Annotated in this window: 6 protein-coding genes; all 6 read right to left on the bottom strand. The window is 40.4% G+C overall.

Going from position 1 to position 12,497, the window contains the following annotated elements:
* Window positions 1-63: 63 nt before the first annotated feature.
* Window positions 64-462 (bottom strand): 30S ribosomal protein S12, encoded by a 399-nt coding sequence (rpsL, locus tag F3G76_RS06260; RefSeq protein ID WP_021090705.1) that lies wholly within the window; start codon window positions 460-462, stop codon window positions 64-66.
* A gap of 80 nt (window positions 463-542) precedes the next feature.
* A complete protein-coding gene (gene iadA, locus F3G76_RS06255) occupies window positions 543-1,676 on the bottom strand; it encodes a beta-aspartyl-peptidase (RefSeq protein WP_149706220.1) in 1,134 nt (377 codons plus the stop codon).
* Window positions 1,673-3,085: a Na+/H+ antiporter NhaC gene (nhaC, locus tag F3G76_RS06250; RefSeq protein WP_149706219.1), complete on the bottom strand. Its 1,413-nt coding sequence runs from the start codon at window positions 3,083-3,085 to the stop codon at window positions 1,673-1,675. The genes iadA and nhaC overlap by 4 nt, the downstream gene beginning before the upstream one ends.
* 135 nt (window positions 3,086-3,220) lie before the next feature.
* Entirely contained in the window at window positions 3,221-3,610 is a 390-nt protein-coding gene (locus tag F3G76_RS06245; RefSeq protein ID WP_009294512.1) for a DoxX family protein, read from the bottom strand.
* 132 nt (window positions 3,611-3,742) lie between these two features.
* The gene (gene rpoC / locus F3G76_RS06240) at window positions 3,743-8,257 is read right to left on the bottom strand and encodes a DNA-directed RNA polymerase subunit beta' (RefSeq protein ID WP_149706218.1); all 4,515 of its coding nucleotides are present in this window, start codon (window positions 8,255-8,257) and stop codon (window positions 3,743-3,745) included.
* Window positions 8,244-12,389 (bottom strand): DNA-directed RNA polymerase subunit beta, encoded by a 4,146-nt coding sequence (gene rpoB, locus F3G76_RS06235; protein ID WP_103576216.1) that lies wholly within the window; start codon window positions 12,387-12,389, stop codon window positions 8,244-8,246. Before rpoB ends, rpoC begins: the two co-directional genes overlap by 14 nt.
* Window positions 12,390-12,497 lie beyond the last annotated feature (108 nt).

The following is a 12,497-nucleotide window of genomic DNA, read 5'->3' as shown; positions in this document are numbered from 1 at the left end:
AAATTTTTATGAAATTTTACTCAAACGTTTGCAAATTTTAGCAACGTCTGCGAACCTAAATTTTTACTTTTTTGTTGCAGCTGCAGCGCCAGCTTTAGGGCGTTTTGCACCATATTTAGAACGAGAAACTGTTCTTTTTGCAACACCAGCAGTATCAAGTGCACCACGAACGATGTGATATTTAACGCCTGGTAAGTCTTTAACCCTACCACCGCGAACTAAAACGATACTGTGTTCTTGTAGGTTGTGACCTTCACCGCCGATATAGCTGATGACTTCAAAACCGCTTGTTAGCCTAACTTTGGCAACTTTCCTCAAAGCTGAGTTTGGTTTTTTAGGAGTTGTAGTATAAACCCTAGTGCAAACTCCTCTTCTTTGAGGGCACTCTTTTAACGCTGGAGATTTTGACTTAACAGTCACTTTCTTGCGTTCTTTTCTGACCAATTGATTTATGGTTGGCACAATAATTCCTTTCAACTAAATTTATTAAAAAGACCTAATTTTATTTAAAAAAAACTTAAATATCGGTTAATAAATTAGATTTATTCATACGTTCCTTTTTTTATAAAACCGCTGTCATCTTTTAAAATTTCACCTTTTGCAACGACAAATTTAATATCAAGCTCATCGCTAACTAGCAAAATATCAGCATCAAAACCCTCTTTTATCTCGCCTTTTTTATTTTGCAGAGCAACGCTTCTTGCCACGTTTGTCGTAAAATATGGCAGTGCCTCTTCGATACTAAAGCCATCTTTTACAAAATTTATAAACTCTTCATATAGGCTCTTAACGCTAGCGATGCCAATTTTTAGTAAATTTCCGTCGCTATCATAGCTAGAGTAGCTACCAAAGCCGTCTGAGCTTATCGTGAGCTTGTTTGTTGGTAAATTTTCTTTTTTGATGCGCTTTACAGCCTCAAGTGGCGTAAGACCTGGCATGCAGGTAAAGTCGATATAGCCGCCATCTTTTATAAATTTAAAGCTTTGTTTAAAAAGCTCCTCGTTTCTATTTACGTGCGTTGGCTGAAATAGCGTGATTGGCATGTCGTACTCATTTAGCACTTCATAGATCAAATTTAAGCCCTTTTTACCGTCACCCATGTGAAGCGTGGTGTGGCCTGACTTCGAGCTGATCATACCAGCGACCCTGCCAGCTGAGACTATGTGAGCTAGCTCATCTTTGCTCACGCTTGATGAGCGGTGATCACTTATGGCTAGCTTAGTTCCGATTATGGGACCAACAAAGACAATATCTTTTTCGATCTCTCCAGTTATAGTTGGCGTTTTAGAGCTGTATGCACCGGTGTGAGCGTAGCATGTGATGCCCTCGTCGTTTAGTGCGTGTGCTTTTGCGACCAAATTTTCAACGCTTCTTGTGGTGCTGTCAGTTCCAAGCAGACCAACGACTGTCGTTATGCCAGCTTCTATTAAATTTGAAAGCATGATCTCAGGCACCCTAGTCTTAAAGCCACCTTCGCCGCCGCCTCCAGTGATATGCACGTGTTTATCGATAAGGCCTGGTATGGCTACTAAATTTGAAGCGTCGATCACCTTTATGTTTGGTAAATTTGGCTCTATATTTTCAGCTATGTAGACGATCTTGCCGTTACATATAAATATATCTTTTTTGCCAAGAAATTTTGGCGAGTAAATTTTGGCGTTTTTTATAAGTATCATTTGGCATCCTTGTTTATCTTAGCTATGCCAATGCCAGTGATTGCTAAGATGATAGCAAAGACAACGCCCATGTAGTTTAGTATCGCCCAAGGCAAGTACTCTACCGTTGGCACTCCAAGTGTAGCTGTCATATATGCGCCTGCTGCTGACCAAGGGATGAGTGGAACGATCACGGTACCAGAGTCTTCAAGTGTTCTTGATAGGTTTTTGGCTGCTAAATTTTTCTCTTTATAAAAGTCTTTAAACATCTCGCCAGGGATGAGGATAGAAAGATATGAACTACCTGTGACAAATGCGACAGTTAAGCATGAGCCGATAGTTGAGATGATGACGCCTGCTGCTGATTTGACCTTTGCCATAATGGTGTGAAGCACCTTTGTAAGCATGCCAGTTTTTGAGATGATACCAGCAAAGCCCATAGCGCAGATAACTAGGATGGTGGTTGAATTTACCGAGCTCACGCCGCCTCTGTTTAGAAGCTTCGTGATATCTTTTGAAAACTCCATCTCGACGCCACTCATTGTGACGTTAAAGCCAGTCATCACTGAGATAAAGCCATTTTTAAAGCTAAAATCTTGAACGATCACACCAAGAAGCACTGAAAATAGAGATGCGATGATCATGACAGGTATCGTTGGCCACTTTAGCACCGAGCCAGCCAAGACAAAAAGCACAGGCAAAAGTAAGATGATGTTCCAGTGAAAAATTTTATCAAGCTGACCTTGAAGCGCCAAAACCGACTCTGAAACATTTGCGCCACTACTTGCGGCCTCGCTACCAAAAAATAGATAAGCCGCTATCGCAACGATAGTTGCTGGGATAGTTGTATAAAACATATGTCTGATGTGCTCATAAAGCTCTGAGCCAGCTGCTATCGGAGCTAGGTTTGTCGTGTCTGAGAGCGGAGAGAGCTTATCGCCAAAATATGCTCCTGCAACTACCGCGCCAGCAGTTGCCGCTAAATTTACATCAAGACCTTGAGCTATGCCCATGATGGCGACACCGACTGTGCCAGCAGAACCCCAAGATGTGCCAGTTACGGTTGAGATGATAGCTGCGATGACAAAAGCAGTTAGGACTAGATACTGCGGACTTATAAGATCTACGCCGTAGTAGATAATCATAGGGATAGTGCCTGAAAATACCCACGAGCCAATAAGCAGACCGACTGCCCAAAGTATCATAAGTGCTGGCAATGAGCTTGAAATTTTCTCTATCACCCCTTCTTGAAGTTCGCTCCAACTATATCCTAGTCTCCAAGCGATGCCACCAGCCACGAGGGCAGCTATCAAAATGATCGGCTCAACCTTTAGCTTCATATAACCAACGCCAAGCGCAAGGCCTACGATCATAACCAAGATAGGCGTAAGGGCTAGCAGAAACGAAGGCTCTTTTTTTATAGAGTTCATCATGTGTCCTTTAGATTTGAGATATTTTTGAATTTAAAGGCTACAAACTTAAATTGTTATAAAAAAATAAAATAAAATTAAAATTTAAATAAAATGTGTGAAAATTTAGCACATCTGATATGTGCTAAATTTGGATCAGTCTTGCTTGATAGCGTATTTACCACTACCAGTCGAGATGATGCAAAGTGACATAGCGATATAAAGATATATAAGCTCTGCTTTAAAGCCATTTACATTAGTTAGCTCAAGTAAATTTGATAAACCAAAATATGAATACAAAATGACAAGACTAGAGCCAAAAACTAGGAGCGCGCCAAGCCTTGAGTAAAAACCAACAGCGATCATAATAGGGGCTAAAACCTCGCTAAGATAGGCAAAATACGCCAGAAAACTAGGTAGTCCAGCATCAACTAAAATACTCTTTACACCGCCAACTCCGTGTAGAATTTTGCCAAAGCCGTGCATAAAAAGGCAAATTCCAAGGCCTAAGCGCAGAAATAAAAGTCCAAGATCGACATTTTTCATAATATCTCCGTTACATATTTTTAGTTATGGATTTTATTTAATATTGATTAACGGCTTGTAAATTTTGAAATTTTGTAAATTTAAGTGAGAAATTTATAAGAGGATTAAGCCCCAGAGGTGGGGCTTAATATATTAGTTTTCTTTGATCTTTATCTTTTTATCTTTGTAAAAACCAGTACCAACTGGGATCATACGTCCAAGGATGACGTTCTCTTTTAGATCTTCAAGATAGTCAAATTTAGCAGCGATTGACGCTTCTGTTAAGACCTTAGTTGTCTCTTGGAATGACGCAGCAGAGATCACACTATCACTTCCGATAGCCGCTCTTGTGACACCAAGAAGGATCGGCTCAGCGATAGCTGGCTCGCCACCCATTTTCATGATGCGCTCGTTCTCTTCTTTAAATTTATTTCTTGAAACCATGTCGCCAACGATGAAATTTGTATTTCCGCTATCGACGATTTTGACTTGGCGAAGCATTTGAGAGACGATGATCTCGATATGCTTGTCAGCGATCGCAACACCTTGGCGACGATAAACTTGCTGAATTTCGCTGATCAAATAGTAGTGAAGTGCCTTTTCACCAAGAATTCTTAAGATATCATGGCTTGAGATAAGTCCGTCTGTTAGTTTCTCGCCAGCATGGACAAATTCGCCGTCTCTTACTTGGATCTGGCGGCTCTTCTCGATCAAATACTCAGCTGTCGTGCCATCTTCTGCTTGGATGATGATACGCTCTTTTGAGCGAAGTGGCTTGTCAAATCTAACAACACCGTCGATCTCTGCAACGATAGCTGTATTTTTAGGGCGTCTTGCTTCAAATAGCTCACTAACTCTTGGAAGACCACCAGTGATATCTTTTGACTTAGCAACAGCTTTTGGAGTCTTAGCCAAAATGTCAGCTTGGGCCACTTCATCGCCACTTGAAACAAAGATCGCAGTTTTTGGATCAAGCGGATACTTGATCAAATGTCCGCTCTTTGTAGTGATAATGATCGCTGGTTTTACGCCACTTGGCAAATACTCGTTGATGACAAGACGTCTTTGACCAGTTGCCTCATCAGCTTGCTCAGTCGCACTATATCCTGGCTCGACATCTTCAAAGCTAACCACACCAGCTTCTTCTGCGATAGTTGGAGTTGAGTATGGATCCCACTCAGCGATTATTAGCTTGTCATCTTTTTCAGGTAGTGAGACTACTGTCGCTCTTTCTACCGCATCATTATCTGATACTTGGATGATAGAATTCCTTGGGATGTAGTGGCGAACTGCCTCACGTCCATCCTTGTCAGAAACGACAACAAAGAAGCCTTTTTCAGTTACTTTGTGACCTTTTTTGATATCTTTTAGTCTATCAAGGAAGTCACCTTTTAGTATGAAAAATTTAACCACACCATTTGCATCTGCTGTGATCTTTCTAGTTACTGGATCGCCGTCTGAAATTTTAAGCTCACTAGCATATGGGATACGATTTGGAATGTTCCAACCCTCTTTGATGATCTCAACAATACTCTCATTCTCTTTTACCTTATCGCCATTTACGTAAGGGATATACATCTTGCCTTCGATCTTACCGCTAACGCCAGCTAGTTCATTTGGCTTAGCAAGGTCGTTTCTTCTGATGGTATATTTTATCTCTTCTTTTTTGCCTTTGATAACGATATTTACATCTTCGTGAGCATATTCGATCTCGATTTTACCATCGATTGTTGATTTTATCTTTGGCTCAACAAGTAGTACAGCTGCACTTCTTCTGTTTGCAACGATTTTCTTGCCGTTGTTCTCGTATGTGCTAAGGTTGTAATATCTAATAAAGCCCTCTTTTTGAGCGATGACTTGACGATCTTGCTGCTCAGTAGAAGCCGTACCACCGATGTGGAATGTTCTTAGCGTTAGCTGAGTACCTGGCTCACCGATTGATTGAGCTGAGATGATACCGACAGCCTCGCCTGGTTTTACAAGTTTGCCCTCACCCAAATTTAAGCCGTAGCATTTTGCGCAAACGCCTTTTGGCGCCTTGCACGTGATAGGTGTTCTAATGCTTACTGATTTTATGCCAGCTTCTGTTATTGCCTTAGCTTTCTCCTCATCAAGCAATGTGCCTTCGCTAAATAAAATTTCATTTGTTATAGGATCGATCACATCATCTGCTAAAACACGGCCCAAGACTCTCTCTTCAAGGCTCTCTATTAGCTCGCCGCTCTCTGTGATATCTGTGATCTCAACGCCCTCGTGCGTACCGCAGTCGTGCATCGTGACTTTAACGTTTTGAGCAACGTCGATTAGCTTTCTTGTTAGGTAACCAGCGTTGGCAGTTTTTAGCGCTGTATCTGCAAGACCCTTTCTAGCTCCGTGGGTTGAGTTGAAGTACTCCATTATATTTAGACCTTCACGGAAGTTTGAAATGATCGGTGTTTCGATGATCGAGCCATCCGGTTTTGCCATAAGACCACGCATACCAGCTAGCTGGCGAATTTGCGCTGCACTACCTCTCGCACCAGAGTCAGCCATCATATAAATTGAGTTAAATCCGCCCTTATCACTTTGGATAAGCTTCATCATCTCGCTTGCAACGCTATTGTTTGTATCTGTCCAGATATCGATGATCTTGTTGTATCTCTCACTATCTGTTAAAAGACCAGCGCCATATTGCTTTTGAATTTCACGAACTTTTTTCTTAGCTTCGTCGATATATTTTTGCTTGCTGTCTGGCACGATGATATCTGCGATAGAGATAGAAATTCCAGCTTTTGTAGCATATCTAAAGCCTAAATTTTTAAGCTTATCAAGGAAGTCAGCCGTTACTTCAAGGCCGCCATTTCTATAAACATAATCAACCAAATTTGCAATATCTTTTTTCTTCATGATCTTATTCCACATATTTTCAGGGACAAAATCAGGAAGTATCGCTCTTAGGATCAAGCGACCAGCCGTTGTAAAGATGATCTTGTTATCAACCATTGTCTTAATTTTAGCGTGAAGACCAAGAGTGTTAGCCTCTTCAGCGATCATTACTTCATCGACGCTTGAGAAAATTTTATTTGCACCTTTTTCATCGTTTCTCTCTAGGCTTAGGTAATAAATTCCCAAAACCATATCTTGTGAAGGGACTGTGATAGCCTTACCGCTTGCAGGAAGCAAGATGTTCATTGAGCTAAGCATCAAAATTTTGCACTCAGCGATAGCTTCCTGCGATAGTGGTACGTGAACAGCCATTTGGTCACCGTCGAAGTCAGCGTTGAACGCCGCACAAACTAGTGGGTGAAGCTGGATCGCCTTGCCCTCAACAAGCACTGGGTGAAACGCCTGGATAGAGAGCTTGTGAAGTGTCGGAGCACGGTTTAGCATAACTGGATAGTCTTTAACGACCTCTTCTAGGCACTCCCAAACCTCATTTGTCTTATCTTCTATCATTTTTTTAGCTTGCTTAACGGTTGTCGCATAGCCTTTTTCTTCAAGGCGAGCAAGCAAATGTGGCTTAAATAGCTCTAAAGCCATCTTCTTTGGAAGACCGCACTGATCCATTTTTAGCTTTGGACCAACGACGATAACAGAACGTCCAGAGAAGTCAACACGCTTACCTAGCAAATTCTGACGGAAGCGGCCTTGCTTACCTTTGATGATCTCGCTTAGTGATTTTAGTGGGCGTTTATTTGCACCTTTTACTGCATTTGCTCTACGGCCATTATCAAATAGCGCATCAACAGCCTCTTGAAGCATTCTCTTTTCGTTTCTGATAATGATCTCAGGTGCGTCAAGCTCAAGTAGGCGTTTTAAACGGCTATTTCTATTTATTACACGGCGATATAGATCATTTACGTCTGAAACAGCAAATTTACCGCCATCAAGATTAACAAGTGGTCTAAGATCAGGCGGAAGAACTGGTAAATTTGTTATCATCATCCACTCTGGGCGGTTGCCTGAATTTAAAAAGCTCTCGATAACCTTTAGACGTTTTACGATAGTCTTTTTCTTAGCCTCAGAATTTGTAGCCTCCATCTCTTCTTGTAGCTGATTTAAAATTTGAGTTAGGTCAAGCTCAGCTAGCATATCATAGATGACCTCGCCACCCATTCTAGCACTAAAGCCACTCTCTTCATATCTTGAAGCTAGGCTTTGATATTGCTCTTCGTTTAAAACATCATATTTTTCAACTTTTTTAGAATTTTCATTGTCATAATAAGCCTCGCCAGCATTATCAACAATGTATGCCTCATAGTAAAGTACGCGTTCAAGGTCTTTCATCTTAATACCAAGAAGCGCACCTATACGGCTTGGTAAGAAATTTACATACCAAATATGAGCCACTGGAGTTACAAGCTCGATGTGGCCCATGCGAGAACGACGAACTTTAGATGTTGTTACTTCAACGCCGCACTTTTCGCATTTGATACCTTTGTAGCGCATCTTTTTATATTTACCACAAAGACACTCGTAATCACGGATCGGTCCAAAAATTTTGGCACAAAACAAGCCGTCACGCTCAGGTTTTAGCGTGCGGTAGTTGATAGTTTCTGGTTTTTTAACCTCGCCATAACTCCAAGATTTTATCTTCTCAGGACTTGCTAAACGAAGTTGGAAAGCTTCAAAATCACGAGGTCTATGCTCTTCTTTTATCTCAACTGGTTTTAAATTAGTTAGTTTCATTTGTCTCATCCTCATCATATACTTCCACATCAAGAGCTAGTGATTTTAGCTCGTTTGTTAGAACAAAGAACGTCTCAGGGATACCAGTCTCAGGAACGTTTTCACCTCTTGTTAAAGCTTTATAAGCAGAAAGTCTTCCCTCAACATCATCTGATTTTACAGTTAGCATCTCTCTTAGTGTATGAGCAGCACCATAAGCCTCAAGTGCCCAAACCTCCATCTCACCAAACCTTTGACCACCAAATAGCGCCTTACCACCGACTGGTTGTTGTGTAACAAGGCTGTATGGTCCAGTACTTCTTGCGTGAACTTTTTCATCAACCAAGTGGTGAAGTTTTAGCATATACATACAACCAACATTAACGCGTTCTCTTATCTTTGAGCCTGTGCGTCCGTCATATAGCTCAGTTTTGCCGTCGCTATCTATCTTTGCCATCTCAAATAGTTTTGCAAATTCGTCAGCTTTAACGCCTTCAAAAATCGGAGTTGCAAATCTTACGCCATTGCTCCAATCTTTTGCATACTCAAGAAGCTTCTCATCACTCATCTTGCCAAGAGCTTTTTTAGCGTCCATTAGCTTAGCAACGCTTGCGATCTCTATCATCTTAGCTCTTAGCTCTTTTATCCACTCGCCTTTTTTGGTCTCAAAAATTTCATTGATCTGCTCGCCTAAGCGGTAGCCAACAAGACCAAGGTGGCTCTCTAAAATTTGACCGATGTTCATACGGCTTGGAACGCCAAGTGGGTTTAGCACGATGTCTACGATCTGTCCGCTTGGAAGATAAGGCATATCAACTTCTCTAACTATATTTGAAACGATACCTTTGTTACCGTGACGTCCAGCCATCTTATCGCCAACTTTTAGTTTGCGTTTTGTAGCTATATAAACTTTTACAAGTTTTACAACGCCGCTTGGTAAAATATCATCTTTTTCTAAAATTTCTATCTTAGCGTCGTGCTCTTCTTTGAGCTTTTTCTTCTCATTTTGGAAGTAATTTTTTAGCTCATCATATTTCTTTTGGATATCTTTTGAAAAGCTCTTTACGATGGCATTTAGAGTAAATCTGTTGATATTTTCAAAGTCAGCCTTGTTGATCTTTGAGCCTTTTTTATACTCTTTTTTATTTACCTCTTGATCGCTCGCTAATGGGTTTTTAGAAAGAAGCGCTGTAACTTTTAGCATCTCTTCGCGGTCTAGCATAAGCAGTCTATCGTGGTGCTCTTTTTCTAAAAGTGTCTTCTCTTCTTCATAAGCCTTGTTTGTTCTGCTATCTTTTTCATAGCCTTTTTTGGTGAAAATTTTAACATCAACAACCACGCCTTCCATTGAAGCTGAAGCATAGAGCGATTTATTTACAACATGGCCAGCTTTTTCACCAAAGATCGCACGCAAAAGTCTCTCTTCTGGAGTTGGTTTAACCTCGCCTTTTGGAGATACTTTGCCAACAAGGATCATGCCAGGCTTGATCTCTGTACCGATTTTAACGATACCACTTTCATCAAGGTGCATAAGCTCCTCTTCTTTGACGTTTGGTATATCTTTTGTTATCTCTTCAACGCCATCTTTTAGCTCACGAGCCTCAATCTCTTTTTCATAGATATGAACGCTTGTAAAGGCATCTTCACGTATCATTTTTTCACTAATAACGATCGCGTCCTCGTAGTTGTATCCATTCCAAGGCATAAATGCTATTAGCGCGTTTTTACCGATAGCTAACTCACCTTTTTCCATACTTGGACCATCAGCTATGATTTGATTAGCCTCGATCTCGTCGCCTTTTTTAACGATCGGATGTTGTGAAAATGTTGTATTTTGGTTTGTTCTTAAATTTTTCTCTAAAGAGTAGTGATCAATATATGGACCAGCTTCATCCTCACCAAGGATAAAGATGTTTTTATTATCAACCTTTTCAACCACGCCGCCTCGTTTTGCTTTTACGCTCTCCCAAGCATCTCTTGCGATAACACTCTCCATACCTGTTCCAACAATAGGAGCAGTTGAACGAAGTAGTGGCACTGCTTGACGCTGCATGTTTGAACCCATAAGCGCACGGTTAGCGTCGTCGTGCTCTAGGAATGGAATAAGCGAAGCTGCAACGCCAGCTATCATACCAGAGCAAAGGTCGATCAAGGTAACATCTTCTCTACGAGCAAGCATCATCTCGCCCTCTTTTCTAACCTCGATCAAGTCCTCAACGATATGCCCATTTTCATCAAGCTTAGTTGATGCTGGAGCGATAACATTGCCCTCTTCTTGAGTCGCTGTTAGATAGACTATCTCATCAGTCACTTTGCCATCGACGACCTTTTTATAAGGCGCCTCAACAAAGCCAAGGTCATTTACTTTTGCATAAGTTGAAAGAGTGTTGATAAGACCGATATTTTGACCTTCTGGAGTCTCAACTGGACAAATTCTGCCGTAGTGAGTTGGGTGAACGTCACGCACCTCAAATCCAGCACGCTCTTTTACCAAGCCGCCCTCACCAAGCGCAGATAGACGGCGCTTATGTGTAACCTCGCTAAGTGGGTTTGTCTGATCCATAAACTGACTTAACTGACCGCCTGTGAAAAATTCCATGATTGTCGCTGTGATCATTTTTGGATTGATAAGATCATAAGGCATGATCTCATCAGTGTTATTGCTTAGGCTTGTAAATTTATCACGGATAGCCTTTTGCATCTTAACAAAACCAAGGTGAAGCTCACTAGCAAGTAGCTCGCCGATCGATCTTATACGGCGGTTGCCAAGGTGGTCGCGGTCGTCAATGTGGCCTTGTCCGTTTTTAACTTTTATAAGATATTTTGCAGTTTTGATGATATCTTCACTAGTTAGCAATGTAACGTACTCTGGCACATCAAGTGAGAGCTTGTGGTTCATCTTCATACGACCAACTTTTGTTAGGTCATATCTTTCAGGGTTAAACAATATATCATTTACAAAGCTTTTTGCAGCCTCTTTAACTACTGGCTCGCCAGGTCTCATGACCTTGTAAATTCTAATCGCAGCAAGGTCATTTTCATCATCTACACCCTCAGTTTGTTTTAAAACCTTAAGCATATCGTTGTCGGCGATAAATGAATTTATTATAGCGTCGTCAACACCAGCTGCAGAGTTGTTTATAATATCGATGCTTTCATGCTCAGCTAAAATTTTTGCAAGTTTATTCTCATCAAGAGCAGATAGTGTGTCATATAAAATTTCGCCGCTTTCTGTGTTTATCACAGGGTTTGCCAAATATCTACCAATAAGTGCTTCGATAGGATACTCGACAAATTTAACGCCATCTTCGATTAATTTATCAGCTTTTTTCTTTGTTAGGCGCTTCCCAGCTTGGTGAAGAACCTCTCCATCTTCATTTTTTATATCATACTCAACTCTTCCTAGATAATCCTCTGGATTGAAAAGAGTTAAAAATTTATTATTTTTAATAACCAAATTTTGTATCGGATAAAATAGCTTAATAATGTCTTGTTTTTTATATCCTAATGCCCTAAACAAGATAGTTACAGGCACTTTTCTGCGCTTATTTATCCTAACATATAAAATATCTTTTGTATCATATTCAAAGTGCAACCAAGAGCCGCGATCTGGGATTATTTGAGCTGTATAGATAAGTTTATTTGCAACAGTCGCACTCTCTTCTTGTTTAAAGATAACGCCAGGGCTTCTATGAAGTTGATTTACAACAACACGCTCAACACCATTTATAATAAATGAAATTCTATCTGTCATCAATGGAATTTCACGTATAAAAATTTCTTGCTCTTTTATATCTTTAACGCCAACTTTATCACCAGTCTTATCATCTTTTTCATGCACGATAAGGCGTATTTTCATTTTTAAATTTACAGAGTATGTAAGACCTCTTTCTATGCACTCTCTGATTGTATATTTTGGTTTTCCAATCTCTGAGCTAACATATTCTAAAGTCAAACGATTTTGCGGATCATGTATAGGGAAAATCGACTTAAAAACTTTTTCGATACCGCTTTCTGTCTGATTGTTATTTAGATTTAAAAAATTATCAAAGCTCTTTTTTTGTAGTTGTAGTAGGTTCGGAACGTCTATCTCTTTAACGACATTAGAGAAGTCAACTCTAAGACGATTTCCTGAGTATAAGCTATTTAACATTGCATCTACCTCGTGGTAATTTTGAAAGAAAAGTATAGCCTTTTACAAGGCATCTAAAATTTAAAAAAGAGAGAGCCTCTGCCCTCTCTTGAAATATTAAGCCTAAAT

Origin of the sequence: Campylobacter concisus (genome assembly GCF_902460575.1) — a bacterium.
GTDB lineage: Bacteria > Campylobacterota > Campylobacteria > Campylobacterales > Campylobacteraceae > Campylobacter_A > Campylobacter_A concisus_AW.
Note: the sequence above shows the minus strand (reverse complement) of the source record. Positions and strands in the feature narration are given on the sequence as shown.

Bases quoted from the DNA above. Each gene is read 5' to 3' on its own strand.
- rpoB (WP_103576216.1), bottom strand. From the start codon at position 12,389: ATGTTAAATAGCTTATACTCAGGAAATCGTCTTAGAGTTGACTTCTCT.
- nhaC (WP_149706219.1), bottom strand. From the start codon at position 3,085: ATGAACTCTATAAAAAAAGAGCCTTCGTTTCTGCTAGCCCTTACGCCT.
- iadA (WP_149706220.1), bottom strand. From the start codon at position 1,676: ATGATACTTATAAAAAACGCCAAAATTTACTCGCCAAAATTTCTTGGC.
- rpoC (WP_149706218.1), bottom strand. From the start codon at position 8,257: ATGAAACTAACTAATTTAAAACCAGTTGAGATAAAAGAAGAGCATAGA.
- F3G76_RS06245 (WP_009294512.1), bottom strand. From the start codon at position 3,610: ATGAAAAATGTCGATCTTGGACTTTTATTTCTGCGCTTAGGCCTTGGA.